At 71.9% G+C, this 17,714-nt stretch carries 20 protein-coding genes and 3 tRNA genes; 6 read left to right on the top strand and 17 right to left on the bottom strand.

Annotated features, from left to right (window positions below):
- Positions 1–151: 151 nt before the first annotated feature.
- Positions 152–1,201, top strand: a complete 1,050-nt coding sequence (locus KDY119_RS03910; RefSeq protein WP_036953339.1) for a peptidoglycan-binding protein — start codon at positions 152–154, stop codon at positions 1,199–1,201.
- Here the strand turns inward: KDY119_RS03910 and KDY119_RS03905 are convergent, their stop codons facing one another.
- Both KDY119_RS03905 and KDY119_RS03900 read right to left on the bottom strand, forming a co-directional pair.
- On the bottom strand, positions 1,202–2,443 hold the full coding sequence (locus tag KDY119_RS03905; RefSeq protein WP_153021960.1) for a UDP-N-acetylmuramate dehydrogenase: 1,242 nt from the start codon (positions 2,441–2,443) through the stop codon (positions 1,202–1,204).
- Between the two features lie 9 nt (positions 2,444–2,452).
- Complete coding sequence (locus tag KDY119_RS03900) at positions 2,453–3,778, bottom strand: MFS transporter (RefSeq protein ID WP_194174465.1); 1,326 nt, start codon at positions 3,776–3,778, stop codon at positions 2,453–2,455.
- Positions 3,779–3,979: 201 nt separating this feature from the next.
- Here KDY119_RS03900 and KDY119_RS03895 point away from each other — a divergent pair, with 201 nt between their 5' ends.
- On the top strand, positions 3,980–5,089 hold the full coding sequence (locus KDY119_RS03895) for a LacI family DNA-binding transcriptional regulator (RefSeq protein WP_051136791.1): 1,110 nt from the start codon (positions 3,980–3,982) through the stop codon (positions 5,087–5,089).
- 106 nt (positions 5,090–5,195) lie between these two features.
- Here the strand turns inward: KDY119_RS03895 and KDY119_RS03890 are convergent, their stop codons facing one another.
- The 5 genes from KDY119_RS03890 to KDY119_RS03870 form a co-directional block, all read right to left on the bottom strand.
- The gene (locus tag KDY119_RS03890; protein ID WP_036953341.1) at positions 5,196–5,621 is read right to left on the bottom strand and encodes a MaoC family dehydratase; all 426 of its coding nucleotides are present in this window, start codon (positions 5,619–5,621) and stop codon (positions 5,196–5,198) included.
- Entirely contained in the window at positions 5,618–6,082 is a 465-nt protein-coding gene (locus KDY119_RS03885; RefSeq protein WP_036953343.1) for an FAS1-like dehydratase domain-containing protein, read from the bottom strand. The genes KDY119_RS03890 and KDY119_RS03885 overlap by 4 nt, the downstream gene beginning before the upstream one ends.
- A gap of 79 nt (positions 6,083–6,161) precedes the next feature.
- Positions 6,162–6,332, bottom strand: a complete 171-nt coding sequence (gene rpmG / locus KDY119_RS03880) for a 50S ribosomal protein L33 (protein WP_036953345.1) — start codon at positions 6,330–6,332, stop codon at positions 6,162–6,164.
- A gap of 151 nt (positions 6,333–6,483) precedes the next feature.
- Positions 6,484–6,560, bottom strand: a tRNA-Met gene (locus tag KDY119_RS03875).
- 63 nt (positions 6,561–6,623) lie between these two features.
- Positions 6,624–6,695: transfer RNA gene (locus KDY119_RS03870), tRNA-Thr, on the bottom strand.
- Between the two features lie 82 nt (positions 6,696–6,777).
- Here KDY119_RS03870 and KDY119_RS03865 point away from each other — a divergent pair.
- Positions 6,778–7,521 carry a class I SAM-dependent DNA methyltransferase gene (locus KDY119_RS03865; protein WP_036953347.1) on the top strand — a complete coding sequence of 248 codons (744 nt, stop codon included), beginning with the start codon at positions 6,778–6,780 and terminating at the stop codon, positions 7,519–7,521.
- Between the two features lie 56 nt (positions 7,522–7,577).
- Here KDY119_RS03865 and KDY119_RS03860 read toward each other — a convergent pair.
- Positions 7,578–7,659 (bottom strand) — tRNA-Tyr (locus KDY119_RS03860).
- Positions 7,660–7,725: 66 nt separating this feature from the next.
- Here KDY119_RS03860 and rarD point away from each other — a divergent pair.
- From rarD to KDY119_RS03845, 3 genes are all read left to right on the top strand, one after another.
- Entirely contained in the window at positions 7,726–8,739 is a 1,014-nt protein-coding gene (gene rarD / locus KDY119_RS03855) for an EamA family transporter RarD (protein WP_227994514.1), read from the top strand.
- A 47-nt stretch (positions 8,740–8,786) separates the two neighbouring features.
- Positions 8,787–9,281 carry a YajQ family cyclic di-GMP-binding protein gene (locus KDY119_RS03850; RefSeq protein ID WP_036953349.1) on the top strand — a complete coding sequence of 165 codons (495 nt, stop codon included), beginning with the start codon at positions 8,787–8,789 and terminating at the stop codon, positions 9,279–9,281.
- A gap of 146 nt (positions 9,282–9,427) precedes the next feature.
- Positions 9,428–9,592, top strand: coding sequence for a hypothetical protein (locus tag KDY119_RS03845; RefSeq protein WP_153021958.1), 165 nt, complete (start codon positions 9,428–9,430; stop codon positions 9,590–9,592).
- Here KDY119_RS03845 and KDY119_RS03840 read toward each other — a convergent pair.
- The 9 genes from KDY119_RS03840 to KDY119_RS03800 all read right to left on the bottom strand — a co-directional run bounded on the left by KDY119_RS03840 (position 9,589) and on the right by KDY119_RS03800 (position 17,676).
- Positions 9,589–11,571, bottom strand: a complete 1,983-nt coding sequence (locus KDY119_RS03840) for a coiled-coil domain-containing protein (protein WP_036953353.1) — start codon at positions 11,569–11,571, stop codon at positions 9,589–9,591. The two genes, KDY119_RS03845 and KDY119_RS03840, sit on opposite strands and share 4 nt — an antisense overlap.
- 3 nt (positions 11,572–11,574) lie before the next feature.
- The gene (locus KDY119_RS03835; protein ID WP_036953355.1) at positions 11,575–12,081 is read right to left on the bottom strand and encodes a hypothetical protein; all 507 of its coding nucleotides are present in this window, start codon (positions 12,079–12,081) and stop codon (positions 11,575–11,577) included.
- Positions 12,078–12,506, bottom strand: a complete 429-nt coding sequence (locus tag KDY119_RS03830; protein ID WP_036953356.1) for a hypothetical protein — start codon at positions 12,504–12,506, stop codon at positions 12,078–12,080. Before KDY119_RS03830 ends, KDY119_RS03835 begins: the two co-directional genes overlap by 4 nt.
- A 12-nt stretch (positions 12,507–12,518) precedes the next feature.
- Positions 12,519–12,935: a hypothetical protein gene (locus KDY119_RS03825; RefSeq protein WP_036953357.1), complete on the bottom strand. Its 417-nt coding sequence runs from the start codon at positions 12,933–12,935 to the stop codon at positions 12,519–12,521.
- A gap of 2 nt (positions 12,936–12,937) precedes the next feature.
- Positions 12,938–13,321 (bottom strand): hypothetical protein, encoded by a 384-nt coding sequence (locus KDY119_RS03820; protein ID WP_036953358.1) that lies wholly within the window; start codon positions 13,319–13,321, stop codon positions 12,938–12,940.
- Positions 13,318–13,635, bottom strand: coding sequence for a hypothetical protein (locus KDY119_RS03815; protein WP_036953359.1), 318 nt, complete (start codon positions 13,633–13,635; stop codon positions 13,318–13,320). Before KDY119_RS03815 ends, KDY119_RS03820 begins: the two co-directional genes overlap by 4 nt.
- 2 nt (positions 13,636–13,637) lie before the next feature.
- Positions 13,638–15,140 (bottom strand): HK97 family phage prohead protease, encoded by a 1,503-nt coding sequence (locus KDY119_RS03810; RefSeq protein ID WP_036953360.1) that lies wholly within the window; start codon positions 15,138–15,140, stop codon positions 13,638–13,640.
- Position 15,141: 1 nt separating this feature from the next.
- Positions 15,142–16,068: a phage portal family protein gene (locus KDY119_RS03805; RefSeq protein WP_036953361.1), complete on the bottom strand. Its 927-nt coding sequence runs from the start codon at positions 16,066–16,068 to the stop codon at positions 15,142–15,144.
- Positions 16,069–16,242: 174 nt separating this feature from the next.
- Positions 16,243–17,676, bottom strand: a complete 1,434-nt coding sequence (locus tag KDY119_RS03800) for a hypothetical protein (protein ID WP_153021957.1) — start codon at positions 17,674–17,676, stop codon at positions 16,243–16,245.
- Between the last annotated feature and the right edge of the window lie 38 nt (positions 17,677–17,714).

Below are 17,714 nucleotides of genomic sequence, written 5' to 3'. Positions count from 1 at the left end.
AACGAGCCGGAACGCCGCTGCGCGTGTTCTGTAACGATTCGGGTGCCACCTGGCCTCCGACGGCGTCCACGGTGCGGGAGAAGGCCGCCGCCATACCAGAATGGGGCTTCGGCCTGCGCCCACGACGCACGCCGGAACAGGAGGAGGGGGCATGCGTCCGACCACGACGCGCACCAGCACCGCGCGCAGGCACGTCCGCCGCCGGCTGCTCGCGCTCGGAGCCACCGGGCTGACGGTCGCGTTCGTCGCGACCGGCTGCGGCACCGGGAGCACGCCGACGCCACAGGCGCCGGTCGTCACGTCCGCCTCTCCTGCGGGCTCGCCGACCCAGACCCCGGACATGTCGGGCTCCCCCACGGACGCCGCGACGCCGTCGGGCACCACGCCGTCGGACGACGGGTCCACCGAGCCCACGACGCCCACCTCGCCCGGCGCGACCACGTCGAGCCCGACGTCCGGCTCGACGCCGAGCACGACGCCGTCAGGCGACGGCAAGGACGCGGAAGGCGACGGCGACAAGGCCGGCAAGGGCAGCGAGGACAAGGGCAGCGAGGACAAGGGCGACAAGGACAAGCCCCAGAGCACCGAGCACGCCGAGCTGCGGTCCGGCGACCACGGCGCGCGCGTGAAGAAACTGCAGCGGCAGCTCCTCGACGCCGGCTACTGGCTGCCGTCGGCCGACGGCGCGTTCGGACCGTCCACCCTCCAGGCCGTCTGGGCCCTGCAGAAGGCGGCAGGCCTCCAGCGGGACGGCGTCGTCGGGAAGAACACGCTGAAGGCGCTCGACGACGGCGTGCGCCCGAAGGCACGCACGCACCACGGCCACGTCATCGAGGTCGATCTCGGCAAGCAGCTCGTCCTCATGGTCGACGACGGCCACGTGAGCACGATCCTCAACGCGTCGTCCGGCAGCGGCAAGCCGTTCAAGAGCAAGGACGGCCACCAGTACGTCGCGCACACGCCCACCGGCACCTACCGGATGGGCCGCCAGTACGACGGGATGTACACGTCCAACCTCGGGCTCGGCACGATGTGGCGGCCCAAGTTCTTCAACGGCGGGATCGCGCTGCACGGCCTCGGCTTCGACGTGCCGCCATACCCCGCGTCGCACGGGTGCGTGCGCATCTCCAACCCCGCGATGAACTGGGTGTGGTCGACGAACAAGGCGCCGCAAGGCACCGAGGTGATGGTCTACAGCTGATCAGAGGCTGACGCCGACCAGCACCGGCTCGGGCTCGAGCTCGATGCCGAACCGCTCGCGGACGCCGTCACGCACGGCGCGCGCGAGAGCCACGAGGTCCGCGGCGGTCGCACCGCCGCGGTTGGTCAGGGCGAGCGGGTGACGCGTCGACAGGCGCGCGGGGCTCGCCTCGCCCGCGACCCCGAACCCCTTGCCGAAGCCGGCGTGCTCGATGAGCCACGCGGCGGACGTCTTGACGAGCGTCGGGTCCACCGCGCCGAGGCTCGGGCCCGTGCTCACCGCGGGCCGCGGGGAACGCACCTCGAACCGGGGTGCGCCCTCGGGGAGCTCGTCCGCGACCGCCGCGGGGACGACCGGGTTGGTGAAGAACGAGCCCGCGCTCCAGCGGTCGTGGTCGGGCTCGCCGACCAGCCGGCCGCCCTCGACCGCCGGGTCGAGGAGCATGCCCTTGCCACCGCGCAGCTCGAGAACCGCCGCGCGCACGTCGGCGCTCGGCGCCCGCTCACCGACGTCGACGCCGAGCCGACGCGCGAGCTCCGCGTACGCCACGGGCGCGGACAGCGTCCCCAGCCGGAGCTGCATCGACACGTCGAGCACGACGTACCGCGGTGACGGGTACCAGGGCGCGCGGGGGTCGGTCTCGGCGTCGGACGAGCCGGCGTACCCCGCCAGGCCCAGGTGCATCGAGCGCTTGAGCCGGGACGTGCGGTAGCCGAAGCCGAGCTCGCCGTTCGCGAACGTGCGGACCCGGTTCTCGCCACGGTCCCAGACGCGGACCGTCGAGATCACGCCGGCGACCTCCTGGCCGTAGGCGCCGACGTTCTGGACGGGCGCCGCGCCGAGCGTGCCCGGGATCCCCGAGAGCGCCTCGATCCCCACCCAGCCGGCGTCGACCGCCTGCACGACGACGTCGTCCCACGCGTGACCGGCCGGCCCGCTCATGCTCGCGCCGCCGCACGTGTCCTCCGACTCGACGCGGAGACCGGTGCGCACGTCCTTCACGACGACGCCGCCGAAGCCCTCGTCCGCGACGAGAAGGTTGGATCCACCGCCGAGCACGAGCAGCGGCTCGCCCGCGTCGTCCGCCGACCGGATCACGTCGATCAGCTCGGCCTCGGTGGACGTCTCGACGTACGTGTCGACGTCGCCGCCGACGCGCAGCGTCGTGAGGTCCGCCAGCGTGGGCTGGGCGTCGGGCCGGGAGAGCGCGGGGACGGCGGGAGCGGCGGGCGAGTCGGGCACCCGCTCAGCCTACGGGGCGGTCGCGGGCTTCGTTCCCTGCCCGACGGCGCCCGGCAGCGGGCGCACCGCGTTCATCACGACGAGGCCGAGCGCGATGGGGATGCCGACGAACAGCAGCGCGTGCCGGTACCCCACGTGGTGCGCGATGAAACCGATGAGCGGCGGCCCGACGAAGAACGCCGAGTAGCCGATCGTCGTCACGACGCTCACCCGGGCGGCCGCACGACGGGGGTCGTCGGACGCGGCCGAGATCCCGACGGGGAAGCCGAGCGCGGCCCCCATGCCCCACAGGGCGACGCCGACGAGCGCGCCCACCAGGTGCGGCAGCAGGGCGAACGCGAGCACGCCGAGGAGCGCGGACGCGGCGAGCGCACGGAGCACCGTGATGCGTCCGAAGCGGTCGAGGAGCCCGGTGCCGAGCAGACGCATCGCCGTCATCGCGACGAGGAACACACCGAGCGCGACCGCACCCATCGAGTCGCTCGTGTCGAAGCCGTCGACGGTCGCGAGCGAGACCCAGTCGTTCGCCGCGCCCTCCGTCAGCGCGGCGCCGAGCACCACCAGGCCGATGAGCAACGTCCGGGGCTCGGTCCACGCCTGGAGCGCCCGACGCCGTCGGGCACCCGTGCCCTGCGCGGCGGCCGCGGGCGCGGGGAACGTGTCCGCGGGGTCGCAGGTCGTGTCGTCGGCCGCGCGCGCCGGCGCGGGCTCGTGCTCGTGCGCGGGGTCCGAGAGGAACAACCGCACGGCCAGCAGAACGCCCACCACGGCGACGGCGACGGCGATCGTCAGGTGCAGCGGGACTGGCACGTGGAGGGCTGCGAAGAGTGCGCCGAACCCGGCACCCGCCACCGTCCCGAAGGAGAAGCCGGCGTGGAAGCGCGGCATGATCGCCCGGCCCAGCTGCTGCTCCACGTGCGCCCCTTGCAGGTTCATCGACGCGTCCCACACGCCGATGCCGACGCCGGCGACGAACAGGCCGATGCGGGCCAGGCCCACGCTCTCCTGGGCGACGGACAGCGCGACGACGAGCAGACCGACGGCCGCGACGCCCGCGAAGGTCTCGACCGCCCGGCGCGAGCCCAGCCGGTCCACCACGAGCCCGGCGAGCGGGAGCGCGAGGATCGAGCCGATGGCGGAGAACAGGAGCAGGAGGCCCATCTGGTTCGGCTCGAGGTCGAGCGCGTCGCGCACGGTCGGGAGCCGTGACGCCCAGCTCGCGAACGCGAACCCGTTGAGCGTGAACACCAGGAAGACGGCCCACGACGCATGGCTGATGCGCGCCGCGGTGGGGACGTCGTCGGCACCCCGGGACTCAGGGCGGGGCGGGTTCACGCGAGAGCCTCCTCGGGCGGGTGGGCACGGCGCCTGGCCGGACGGCGGCGTCGCCGCGGGACCAGGCATCGAATCGTTTCGAAACGAAGCCACGATTGTGCGGGTACGCTGGCCGCGACGTCAACCGGACCAGCGGCACGCCGGTCCCGACGCCGCCGACCACCGGCGCGCCGCGCGCCGCGACCCGCCCGGAGGACCCTGTTGCCGACGCACCCGCAGCCAGGCGCGAGCACGCCGCCCGATGCAACGAAGGGCGGTCGCACCACCCTGTCCGAGGTCGCGGCGCTCGCCGGGGTCTCGGTGTCCACCGCGTCCCTCGCGTTCTCCGGCTCCGGGCCGATCGCCGACGCCACCCGGGACCGTGTGCTCGCCGCCGCGACCGAGCTCGGCTACACCGGCCCCTCCCCGCTCGGGCGCCAGCTCCGGTCCGGCCGGTCCGGGATCGTCGGGGTCGTCGTCGGCGGTCACGTCTCGCGCACCTTCCGCGACCCGGTCTCCATCAAGGTCCTCGACGGGCTCGTCTCCGAGCTCGGCACCCATGGCGTCGGCGTGCTGCTCATCCCCGCCGTCCCGTCCGACGGCGCCGCGGACCCGCTCGTCGCGTCCGCAGCCATGGACGTCGGCATCCTCGTCTGGGGTGCGCGCCGCGAAGACCCCACCCATGACGCTCTCGTCCGCCGCGGCATCCCCGTCGTGATCGGCGAGGGCACCGCCAAGCCCGCCGCGCCCGTCGTCGGGCTCGAGGACCGCCAGGGCGCCGCCGAGCTCGGTCGGCACCTGCGCGAGCTCGGCCACGAACGCGTCGCCGTGGTCGCGCTGCCCGTCGCGTTCCCCGAACGCTCCGGGCTCGCCGACGCCTCCCGCCTCGCCGACGTCGAGAAGACGCCCACGCGCAACCGCCTCGACGGGCTCGCCGACGCCGGCATCGTGCCCGTCGCCGTGTGGGAGACCGAGGCGTCGCTCGTCGAGCACGGCCACGCGGCCGGGCGGGCGCTCCTCGACGTGCCCGCTGCCGAGCGCCCGACGGCGGTCGTCGCGCAGTCCGACCTGCTCGCCGCGGGTGTCCTGCTGGCCGCGCGCGAGCTCGGCATCGACGTGCCGGGCGAGCTGTCGGTCGCCGGGTTCGACGGCGTCGACCTGCCGTGGCTCGGGGCGGACGTGCAGCTCACGAGCGTGCGCCAGCCGTTCGAGGAGAAGGGCGCCGCGCTCGGCCGCGCAGCCCTGCAGCTCGTCGCGGGCGACGAGGTGGAGGACGTCATGCTGCCCGTCGAGCTCGTCGTCGGGACGACCACGGGCCCCGCCCCGCGCTGACCCGACCTCGCGAAGCAGGCCGCCTGGCGGGGTGCTTCGGCGAGAAGCGGAAGCCGAGCAGGCGTGTGCCGGAGCCGAGGCCGAGCGGAGGACGCTCCGGACCGGCTCAGGCGAGCCGCACGACCGCCTGGGTCTTCGCGAGGACGCGCACGCCGTCGAGCGCGACGGTGAGGTCGATCCGGGCCGTCCCGGCCTCGGGGTCGAGGGCGCCGACGACGCCGGTCACGGTGAGGGCCGCGGTGCCGGGGTCCGGCACGGGCACGGGGCGGGCGAAGCGGGTCTGGTAGTCGACGACGGCGCCGGGGTCGCCGGCCCACTCCTCGACGAGCGGGGCCGCGACCCCCATGGAGAGCATGCCGTGCGCGATGACGCCGGGGAGCCCGACCTCGGTCGCGAACCGCTCGTTCCAGTGGATGGGGTTGAAGTCGCCGCTCGCACCGGCGTAGCGGACGAGTCGCGCGCGGTCGAGGACGACCTCGCGGCTGCCGATCTCCTGACCGACCTCGAGGTCGGCGAGCACGGGGGCGCTCATGTGTCCTCCCCTCGGACGGCGAGCGTGGACAGGACCGTCGACACGGGCTCGCCGGGGTTGCCGTCGTCGGCGGCGGCGAAGATCTCGCAGCGGGTCGAGACCATCGTGATGCCCGCGCGCTCCCGCAGGGAGTCGACGTGCAGCACGGTCACCAGCTCGTCGCCGGCGACGATGGGACGGTGGTGGGTGAAGCGCTCGTCGGCGTGGACCACGCGCGAGAAGTCGATGCCCGCGGCCTCGTCCTCGATGTACTGGGCCTCGGCGCGCTGGGCGACGACCACGGCGAACGTGGGCGGCGCGACGACGTCCGGATAGCCCGCACCCCGCGCCACGGTGACGTCGTGGTGCGCGGGGTGGGTGGACCCGACGGCCGCGGCGAACTCGCGGAGCTTCTCGCGCCCGACCGCGTACGGCGCGGTCGGTGGGTACTGACGGCCTTCGTACTCCGGGTTGACGGGCACGAGCGCTCCTTGCGGGTCGCCGGCTGCTGCTTGCCGGTGCGGGTGCTGCTGTCTCGGACGTCGCGGACGCGACGACGCGTCAGCGGGTCTCGCGGTGCGAGGTGTGCTTGCCGCAGCGCGGGCAGAACTTCGCCAGCTCGAGCCGGTCAGGGTCGTTGCGGCGGTTCTTCTTGGTGATGTAGTTCCGCTCCTTGCAGTCCACGCAGGCGAGCGTGATCTTCGGGCGAACGTCTTGGCTCTTGCTGGCCATGGCTGGTGCCACCTCTCGCGCCCCCGGAAGGCGCTTGTGCTGTGCAGGGCACGACGCCGGCCGTCGTGCCACCAGGTCTGCGGCGCGGACCCGAGGGCCCGTCCACCAGAAGGAACCGCGCGCGCGACGTCGCCGCGAGCACACCGTTCCGTGGTAGCGGAGGCGGGGATCGAACCCGCGACCTCACGATTATGAGTCGTGCGCTCTAACCATCTGAGCTACCCCGCCGCGTGGGCACCGCAGCGCCCGGAGGACCTCATGGTCCCACGGCCGCCTGTACGGCACCAACAGAGCCCCCGATGGGAATCGGACCCATGACCTCAGTCTTACCAAGACTGCGCTCTACCACTGAGCTACGGGGGCAGCGCGGAAAACTCTACAAGACGCAGGGCCCCGTCGTGAAATCCATGGGCTCCCGCACGCCCCGCGGTGGGAGCCTCGGGAGATGACGATCCCCACGGACCAACCGAACCACTTCGACGAGGCGGTCGCGGCGGCCTACGACACGGACGTCGCCGCCATGTCGGCGCCCGAGGTGCTCGGCCCCACGGTCGACCTGCTGGCCGGCCTCGCGGGCGACGGTGCGGCGCTCGAGCTCGCCGTCGGGACGGGCCGCGTGGCGCTCCCGCTCGCTGCCCGAGGCGTTCCCGTGCACGGCATCGAGCTGTCGGAGGCGATGGTCGCGCGGCTGCGCGCGAAGGACCCTCGGGGTGCCGTCGGCGTGACGATCGGCGACATGACGACGGCGCGCGCCCCGGGGAGCTACCGGGTGGCCTACCTCGTCTTCAACACCGTGGCGAACGTCACGACGCAGGAGGGCCAGGTCGCGTGCTTCCGCAACGCCGCGGCGCACCTCGAGCCGGGCGGGTGCTTCGTCGTCGAGAACGGGGTGCCGCAGCTCCAGCGCCTCCCCCGCGGCGAACGGTACGTCCCGTTCGAGGTCACGCCCGAGCACGTCGGCTTCGACGAGTACGACGTCGTGACGCAACAGATGTGGTCGCACCACTACCGGCCCCGCGAAGGCCGCACCATGAGCGTCCCGTTCCGGTACGCGTGGCCCGCCGAGCTCGACCTCATGGCGCAGCTGGCCGGGCTCCGGCTCCGCGACCGCTGGGCCGGCTTCGACCGGTCGCCGTTCATCGCGACGAGCCCGTCGCACGTCTCGGTCTGGGAGAAGCCGGTGCGCTGACGCGCCGGGTACGACGAAGGCCCCGGACCGTGAGGTCCAGGGCCTTCGACCGAGCGTGGCAGGTGAGGGATTCGAACCCCCGAAGCATGACGCGGCTGATTTACAGTCAGCTCCCTTTGGCCGCTCGGGCAACCTGCCGTGGCGAGCCAACGATACCCAACGCGGGCCCCGCTGAGAAATCCGATCCCGCCTTACGCTCTGGAGGTGACGACCCCCGTGCCCGCGCAGCCCGCGTCGACCGAGGCCGAAGCGCGCGCCGAGCACCGCCGCGGGCTCGTCGCCGGCTTCGGCGCGTACCTCCTGTGGGGCGCGATGCCGCTCTACTTCCCGCTCCTGAAGCCTGCCGCACCGCTCGAGATCATCGCGCACCGAGTCGTCTGGTCGCTCGTGTTCTGCCTGCTCCTGCTGGCCGTCACGCGGACGTTCCCCCAGCTGCGCGCCGTCCTGCGGGACCGGCGGCTGCTCCTCACCCTCGGCGTGGGCGCGGTGCTCGTCGCCGTCAACTGGAGCATCTACGTGTGGGCGGTGCTCGAGGACAAGGTCCTCGACGCGGCGCTCGGCTACTTCATCAACCCCGTCGTGACCGTCCTGCTCGCCGTCGTCGTGCTCCGTGAGCGGCTGCGCCCCCTGCAGTGGGTCGCGATCGGGCTCGGCCTCGTGGCCGTCGTCGTGCTCACCGTGGGCGTCGGGCACGTGCCGTGGGTCTCGCTCGCGCTCGCCTTCTCGTTCGGCCTCTACAGCCTCGTGAAGAACCGGGTGGGCGGGCGCGTCGCAGCCGCTCCCGGGCTCGCCGCCGAGACGCTCGTCCTCACTCCGCTCGCCGTCGGGTACCTCGTCCACCTGCAGACCCAGGGCGACAACACGATGACGACGCACGGCGCCGGGCACCTGCTCGCGCTCGCGTCCGCGGGGGTCGTGACGGCCGTCCCGCTCCTCCTCTTCGCGGCCTCGGCACGCCGGGTCCCGCTGCGCGTCGTCGGACTGCTCCAGTACCTGACGCCCGTGCTGCAGTTCCTCGTCGGACTGCTCGTGTTCCACGAGACCATGCCCGTGGCACGGTGGGTCGGGTTCGTCCTCGTGTGGGGTGCGCTCGTCGTGCTCACGACGGACGGCCTGCGGGCGGCGCGGGCGCTCCGCCTCGCCGACCCGCGCCGTCGAGCGGCGTCGTCAGCCCGGGCCGACGACGCCGCAGCCGATACGGTGGAACCCATCACCTGACCCGTCCCGCGCCCGCCGGCGCGCGGACCCTGCCCGAGGGAGCAACCGTGGCCGATTCGTCGTTCGACGTCGTGAGCAAGGTCGACCGCCAAGAGGTCGACAACGCCCTCAACCAGGCCGGCAAGGAGATCTCGCAGCGCTACGACTTCCGCAACGTCGGCGCCTCGATCTCCTGGAGCGGCGAGAAGATCGTCATGGTCGCGAACTCCGCCGAGCGCGTCCTCGCGATCCTCGACGTGTTCGAGACCAAGCTCATCAAGCGCGGGATCTCCCTCAAGTCGCTCGACGCGGGCGACAAGGAGCCCAAGCCGTCGGGCAAGGAGTACCGCCTCGAGGCCTCCATCAAGGAGGGCATCGCGAGCGACCAGGCCAAGAAGATCACCAAGATCATCCGCGACGAAGGCCCCAAGGCCGTCAAGACGCAGATCACCGGCGACGAGGTCCGCGTCACCAGCAAGTCCCGCGACGACCTGCAGGCCGTCATCGCGCTGCTCAAGGGCGCCGACCTCGACGTAGCGCTGCAGTTCGTCAACTACCGCTAGGTAGAGGACTGCTCCCGACGGTGGGGGCTGGCAGCGTTGGAATGGTGCCGTTTCGACGGCTGGCGGGCGATGGCCTCAGGCGGCCGGAGACGGACGTGCTGCGGACTTTCTGCGGACTGTGGGCGGACCGTGGGATCCTGCATCCCATGGCATGGGAGATCATCGGCGGCAGCGAGTGTCCGAACTGCGGAGCACCGCTGCGGGAGAACTGGATGGCCAACGGGCAGCTGAACGCAGCGCACCGCTTCAAGGTCGTGATCGAGTGCACCGGCGCCAACTGCGACTACAGGACTCGCGAGGATCGCGACTAGAAGCCTCCGCCGACGTAGGCCGCGGCGCGGTCCTGTGCCGCGGTGTGGGCCTGGACGACGGCCGCGGCGGTCTCGGCCATGTACCCCTCGAACTCGCGCGCGCCGATCTGGACGACGAGCTTCGCGCCGGCGAGGGACACCGAGGTCGCTCCCCCACCGGTGGTCGGGAGGTTGCGGCCCTGGTTGATGGCCTCGAGCAGGGACAGGTTCTTCGACGTCGCGGCAGCGTTGACGACGAACTCGCCGGAGGCCATCTTCGCGTAGCCGTTGTCCGAGCTCGAGGGCAGCCCGGGGATGAGCCCGCCGTCGGCGAACGCGAGCGGCGCGCCGGGCGCGGCCTGGTAGGTCTTGCCGCGGGTGGCGTCGATCTTGACGCGGATGCGGCGCCCGTCGTTCGTGGTGATGAACGAGTCGATCTGGTGCTGGGCGGTCTTCTTGTCGAGGGTGACGGTCGTCTTGCGGGTCTTCGGGATGTCGAGGATCTGGTCGGCGTACTTCTTCGCCTGGTCCTTGGACAGGCCCATCTTCCGGCCGGCGGCCTCGACGTCGTCGCGGAGCTTCTTCTGGGCGGCGGAGACGTCCTTGCTGGACGCGTTCGTGTCCTTGAGCTTCTGGATCCAGTCCTCGCCGGCGTCGACGAGGTCGTTGATCGCGGACTTGTTCGCGCGGTCGCGGTCGGTCTTGTCCTTGATCTTCTTCGTGTTGTCGGCGATCTGGGAGCCGGTGTCCTCGAGCTTGTCGGCGTAGTCGCGCTCGGCCTGCTGGGCGTCTCGGACGGCGTCCTTGGAAGTCTTGACGGACTGGCGGTAGATGTCGGCCTTGGTGCCGGACTTCTTGTAGGAGTCGCCGACCGTGTCGACGGCCTTCTGCTCACCCTTGAGCTGGTCTACGAGGTTCTCGTGCTCGCCGATCTCCTCGATCAGGGCCTCGCGCTGGTCGTTGGACAGGTCCGTCCGGGTGGTCAGGGTGTCCTTGATGCCGTCGATCGCGGCCTTCTCGGCGTCGATCTTGCGCTGGTAGGCGTCGTGGACGCGGCCGAGCGCGTCAAGGTCGCCGGACTGACCGCGGAGCACGTCCGACAGGGACGCACCCGACTGCTTCGCCTGATCCTGGGCGGCCTTGAGCTTCTTGTCGTCCTCGACGATGGACTTGATCTGGTCGTTGACGAACGAGTCCGAGACGAAGTCCTCGCCGGACGCGATCATGTCGTCGATCGCGGCCTTGTACGCCTCGGCCATGGCCTGGGCGTCGGCCTGCGCGGCCTCGGACTGGTCGTCGAACGCCTTCTTGAGCAGGCCGATGCCGCCGGCGATCGCGAGGCCCGCGATGGTCCCGGCCGGCCCGAAGCCCTGGAGGAACTCGGCGACGGTCCCCTGGACGCCGTCGCTAATGGAGTCGAAGCTGCCGTCGAAGCTCGCGGCCGTCTCGGTCGCGTTGGACTTCGCGGAGTCCTTGATCTCGTCGAGGCCCTCGGCCGCCCGGTGCCCGGTGTGTTCGGCGTCCGTGGCGACCTGGGACAGCTTGCTCGAGGTGTCGGTGTGGACCTTGTCGAAGGCGTCCTTGAACGACTGCTCCATCTTGCCGGTCGCGGTGTCCACGTCCGAGCGCACCGAGTCGGCCTTGTCGGCGACGTCGTCGAGCGAGCTCGTGGCGTCACTCGTCCCGGAGTCGATGTGGATGCCGATGTCGTCGCCGGCGGTCTTGAACGCGTCCCCGGTCGCGGAGGCCTGGGTGTCGGCGTCGGACGCGAGGTCCTTGAGGGACCCCGACGCGGTCGTGGTGCCGTCGTCGACGTGCTGCCCGATCTTGTCCCCGGCGTCCTTGAACGCCGCGGTCGTGGTGCCGCCGGCTTTCGTGGCCTCGGTGGCCACGTCCTCGACGGAGTCCACGACGTCGGCGAACGCGGACTGCACGTCCTTCGTCCCGCGGAGCAGGTTCGAGACGTCGGAGATGAACTTGATGTTGATGCCACCGGCCATGGTCTATGCCTTCCCGGCCTTCTCGGCGGCCTCTGCGTACTTGCGGATGATGAGCTGGACCCACAGGGACGCGAGCCTGGGGCCGATGTCGCCGACGGCCTGGTAGGCGACGCGCCCGTTGCGGTACCGGGGCGGCAGGCCGCGGGCGGTGTGCCGCGTCACGCGGTGCCGCTTCCCCTTCGGCGAGGTGCGGGTGTAGGTGGAGACCTTGTTCCGGTTGCCGCCGAACTCGATCGCCTGCCACGACTCGGACGGGATCAGCCCGCCGCGCAGGGCCCGCGTCGACTTCGCGGCGACCGCCGTGGGCGGGTTGCCCGCGTTGATCCGGGCACCCTTCGCGATCACGGCCGTGTCGCGGCGGTAGGTCGCGTGGAGCTCGACGAGCGACTTCCACACCGGGGACATGGTCGCCCGGGTGGCCTTGTTGATGTCGGACTTCAGCTCGCGGTCGGCGGCTTTCATCGCGAAGACCGCGGCCTGCAGCTCGCGCGACCCGTTCACGGAGATCACGGCTCGATCTCCTCCACGACGGGGACGTCGTTCACGCCCATGACGGCGATCCCGGTCAGCAGGACGCCGGCCTGCCCGCCGATCGGCCCGGGCGCCAGGGTCACGTTCGCGGCCACCTGCACCAGGTCGGTGGTCCTGGGGACGAACAGGACGTCGCGCTGCTCCCCGGCGTGCAGCAGCAGGTACAGCGACAGGGACGTCGCCTCGGCCCAGTCCTGCGGGTACTCCAGGGCGAGCGTCCACTCCACGGGACCGAGGATCTGCTCCGGGACCCGCTGCTCGAGGCTCCGCGACTGGAACCACGTGGGGGTCGGCTGGAACAGGACCTGGGACACCGACGAGGAGTAGTCACGCTCCCCGCCGGCGTCCAGGACCACGAACGTCGCGTCCCGCAGCGACAGGGGCGTGACCGGGATAGCGGTCACCGCCTACCCCGCTCAGGCCGGGTCGGTGAAGGCCGGCTTGCCGGTCACCGCGAGCTGGACGGACGCCGTGGCGGTGTTCCCGTCGGCGGTCCCGCCGATCTGCCCGGGCGTGATGATCAGCGTCGCGGAGACCGTCGGACCCTCGACGACCGGGGTGAAGACCGCGGCCTTCGACGCGCCCTCGTTGTCGAGCAGGTAGCGCAGCAGACCGGTCTCCGCGAGGTCCTGCGCGAGGTCGATCTGACAGGTCCACTCGGCGATGGCCTGGTCCTTGAGGATGTTCCCGCCGATGCCGCGCCACGTGGACGTGGACGTGGACGGGGTGAAGATCACCGCGGAGACGGCCTGGGTGAAGTCGTCCTCCTCGATGACGAGGGTCGCGTTCTTGAGCGAGTAGGGGGTGGTGAGCGGCACGACGGTCGTGGCCATGGTCAGTTCTCCGTCTCGGTGGTGGTGATCGTGGCCGCCGCGTTCACGGTGACCTTCCAGCCCTGGAACGTCTCGAACAGGACGCCACGCTCGGCGTCCTGCCAGTCGACCCAGGTGATGCCCTGCAGGGATTCGATGACGTCGTCCAGGGCGACGTCGAGGGCCTCGTCGGCGCGGGCGGTGTTCTCCTGCCCGACGAGGACCCACAGGTCGAAGGTGACGAGCAGCCCTTGGAGGCCGAACTGCTCGGGGCGCTCGATCTTCGACTGCCAGACCATGACGGTCGGCGCCTTCACGGTGTCGAGCGCCGAGTTGAAGCCGATCACCCGGTACTTGCCCGGCAGCGCGACCTTGAGGTCGTCGACGAGCTGGGTGCGCGCAGTCATCGCAGCTGGTACCTCCCCTTGTCGGGTCGCAGGAGCTTCTTCACGGTCCAGTCCATCGGGAAGACGGTGACCTGGTACCCGTCGGGCCCGACCTGGTCGTCGCGGCCGGCGACCCCGGAACGGGACAGGGCGCGCGCCTGCAAGACCTCGGCGTAGACCCAGGAGTCCGGCACGGTCGCGTCGTCGGCGATGGCCGGGGCGTAGGCGGCGCACTGGTCGTGCGCCGCCTCGAGGAGCATGGTCAGGTCCTCGTCCTCCATGTCGACGGCGTCGGCCCAGAACCGGCGCGCGTCCTCGGGGGTTGCCCAGGTCATCGTCAGTCCCCGGACGCCGCGACGAGGACGAACGCGTCGGCCGACGCGGTGAGCTCGGCGTGGTAGCCGAACACGCCCGTCTCGACGCCGCCCGTGGAGACGTTCACGGTGTCGACGCGCGTCGGGGCGTCGCCGCCGAGCTGCCACATCGTGTGCGCCTCGGACGCTCCGACGAGGACCTTGCCCGCGAGCCCGGCGTCGCCGGACGGGACGATCGCGAACTGCTCGAGGCGCCCCTCCTCCGGGTCGAGGCCGAGCACCGTGTTCAGGTACGCCAGCCGGTCCTGCTCGCGGGTCTTGGCCAGCGCCTTCCACAGGTCCTTGCCGACGACCGCGAAATCGGGGACCGCGACGTCGATGATCTCCGCGACGCCGTCCACGATGTAGGAGAGCGCGACCGGGACGTCGCTCGGGACGGCGTCGGCGACGACGTCGGTGTAGTTGCCCGACGTGAGCATGTGCGCGAGCGCGGCGGCGTCCGCCTTGCGGGCGTAGTCGTTGTTGCACTCGCGGTAGTAGCCCTGCCAGAACTCCGGGGTCGAGAAGTCGACGAACGCCCGGTCGAGCGACCCGGCGCCGGCGATGCGGGCCGCGGACACGGTGACCGCCTCGGTCTTGACCTCGTTGCTGTTCGGCTGGGTCGGGAAGCCCGTCCAGGTATCGACCTGCGGGGTCTTGCCCGAGGTGAACTTCCAGCCGGTCGCCTTGAGCGCGGTCAGTGGCGCCCGACGGAACAGCGGGACGTAGCGCTGGCGGTACGCGCGGTCGGACCAGATCTCGCCGAGCCACGCGGGCTGCTGCGCGGAGATCGCGTCGGCCTGGATCACCTGGTCCAGCGCGGCGAGCATCTGCCGGTTGCCGGTGCCGTGCGCCGCGGCGAGGGTCGCGAACAGGCTCGCGGCGTCCTTCACCTCGGGCCCCGAGGCCTTCATCGTCTTGCCGCCCAGCTCGGCGCCCTGGGGAGCCGCCGCGGCCATGGTCTCCGTGTCGCCCACGGGTTCCTCCTTCTCCGCCGACTCCTCGGCGTCCTCGTCCGCGGACCCGGTGTCCTGCGGCTCGTCTTCGATGTCGTCCCCGGCGTCCTCCGCGACCAGCTGCGCGGACGGGAACGCGGGACGGACCACCGCGCCCGCGGCCGTGAGCATCCCCGACTTCAGGTGCCCGCCGCGGATCACGGGGTTGTCGAGCTCGACCGACACCGCGGGCCGCAGCCCGTCGGCAGCCTCGGCGAGCAGGTCGTTGCCGGCCGTCGTGGCCGCGACACGGAACGTCGCGACCAGGCCCTGGTCGTCCTCGTGGATCTCCGTGGCCCGGCCGACCGGGCGCTTGAAGTCGTGCTCGAGGTTGAGCGTCACGTCGGCGACGTCGTCCGGGACCTGCACCGAGCCCTTCGACGCGATCACGCGCCCGAGGTTCGTGCGCCCCTGCTCCCCGTACGGCAGGAGCCGGTACGTGAGCGTGCGGTCGTCGACGTTCGCCGTGAGCAGCGATCCAGCCACCTGCATGTCAGTCCTCCGTTGCCGGGCTCACGCCCGTGTCGGGGACCGTGACGAGGTTGATCCGGTCGAACGCGATCCTGGTCCCCATCGGGGTCACGTCGTCCTGAGAGAGGCGCGCCTCGATGGCGGTCTGCCACAACGCGAGCGACAGGTCCTGCAGGTCGCTGCGCGCGTACTGGGTGTTCGAGTAGGTCAGCGAGGCCGAGACCTGGGAGGCGTCGAGGATCGTCGCCGGCAGCCCGGTCAGGCGGGCGATGTCCAGGACCGCGGCGTTGCGGCCCGCGATGAGCAGGTCGAGGCCCGCGTCCCCGAGCGCCGAGAGCTTCAGCCCGTGCGGCACGAACACCACGGACCCGTTCGCCGACCGCCGGGCGTCGGCGTAGCCCTGCAGGAGCTCGTCGATCTCGTCGGCCTCGAGCTCGACGTCGTCGTCCTGCTCGACCATCATCACGGGGATCGGGACCGCGGTCCGCGAGATCCACGCCTCCTCGAGCTTCGTGATGCCGCGGATCGTCCGGGCGCCGGCGAGGAGGATGCCCTCGTTCGGGCCCTGGAAGAGGATGACCTGCTCGGGGTCCGCGAGCTGCTCGCCGACCCTCACGCGCCCGAACTCGTCGAAGTCCCACCGGTCGGCGTGCACGTGCATCGCGTCGACGATCTGCCCGGCCGCGCCGCGCTCGACCGCCCACAGGGACCAGCCGTAGAAGAACAGGTCGTCGAGCGTCGCGATCATCCGCATCTGCGGCGGGACGAAGGTGGAGGTCCGGTACAGCCACGCCGGGTCCTTGACCTGGTCGGCGTCCCTGTACGTGTGCAGCGGCTGGCGCCCGAGCAGGCACACGATGTTCCGGGCCCGCACGACCGCGGGGATGCTCATGGCCTCCCGGCGCGTCGGGGGGATCGTCTCGACCCCGAACACGTCCCCGATGATCACGTTCGGCGAGAGCGTCGACGGCGTCCACGGGGAAGCGATCTGCGCGCCGGGCGTCGTGCCAGGCGCTGCGGAATCGGCGAGAGCATTCGCTCCCTGGATCAACCGCAGTGCCTGGCGTACGCCCATGAACCACCCTCAACGTCGCATCTTTCCTGACACTCTACCCTGTTCGTGTCAGATAACGCGAGGCTTGAGGCGCGCCTTCGGCTTCGACGCGTCGAACTGCCACAGCGCGAGCGACGCCGCGACGACGGGTGAGACCGCCGAGCCGCCCGGCCGCATCCCGAACGCGCGGGAGTCCCGGCCCGCCGGCCGCCACGTCGCCGACTCGACCGCGAGGTCGAGGTCGGTCTGGACGTAGTGCCCCACGCGCTCGTCCTTGACCTCCGTCGCCAGCAGCTGCGCCGCTCCCCCGACGTCACGCAGCGACATCGCCTTGGTCTTCACGACGGGCCGCAGGCGGCGGAGCTCGGCGGCCGTCGCGACGTTCCCGCCGATCTCGTCGAACACGACCTCGGCCTTCGACTCGCGGGCGACCTTGTGCACGAACCTCGCGACCCACGACATGCCCGGCCGGTGCGCGAGGACCTCGAACCATGCGCGCCCGTCGTCGTCGCGCCACGCCGCCACCACCGACGTCACGCTCGCGTCCTTCGGCGAGTCGAACGCGAGCGTCCACCGGGCCGGCCGCATGGGCGGACCCTCGACGCCGGCCTCGGCCCACGCGGCGACATCCAGGGCCCCGGTCGCCGCGTCCGACGGCCAGATGCACAGGTACTCGCGCGCGAACGCCGTCAGGCCGTCGCCCTGCTTGATGAACTGCCGGTAGCGCTGCTCGATCACCGACATCGGCGTCAGCCCCGAGTCGGGGCCCGGGTGCACGCGCGCCCACACCTCGCGGTCCGCCGGGTCGTCGTCGTCGCGCCCCGAGTAGTCCACGATCCCGACCTGCCCGGCGCGCCCCTCGGCGAGCATGTCCCACAGCAGACCCGACCTCGCCTTGCCCGGAGTGCCCGCGACGACCAGCTGCGCGAGCGGCCCGCGGGTGTCCATCAGCGGCCGGGCGCCCGTCAGGAAGTCCGAGCCCTTCTGCCCCTCGAACTCCCCGCCCTCGTCGATCACGATGTCGTCCGACGCCGCCGAGCGGACCGCGCCCGCGTTCGGCGGCACGACCCAGATCCTCGACCCGTTCGGGAAGTCCAGGTGCTCGCGCCCGCCGTTGCGGAACAGGACGGGCAGGTCGTCGCGCTTCCCGCGATCCCGGGACTCGATCGCGGTCCCGTTCGCCAGCATCCGCTCCGCGTGCTCGAGCAGGATCCTCGACGCGATCGACCCCGACTGCGCGGTCGTCACGCACCGGTAGCCCTCCCGCGTCGCAGCCCGCCCCAGGATCGTCGCCCAGATCGACGTCGTCTTCGTCGCCCGGCGCGGCAGCTGGTGCACCGACTCCACGTACAGGGCGCCGCCGGCGTCGTCCCGCGCGGCCAGCACGCCCGCGATGTTCCGACCCTGCGGCGTCAGGTCCAGACCCAGCAGCCTCGCGCCCGCTTCGGCCTCGAACAGGTCCGTCCCGTCCGGGATCGGGCTCAGGTAGCGCGGCTCAGCCACAGGCTCCTCCACTCGGTATCTGACACGCGACGGCCTTC

The sequence above is a fragment of the Luteimicrobium xylanilyticum genome (assembly GCF_009429125.1).
Lineage (GTDB): Bacteria > Actinomycetota > Actinomycetes > Actinomycetales > Cellulomonadaceae > Luteimicrobium > Luteimicrobium xylanilyticum.
Note: the sequence above shows the minus strand (reverse complement) of the source record. Positions and strands in the feature narration are given on the sequence as shown.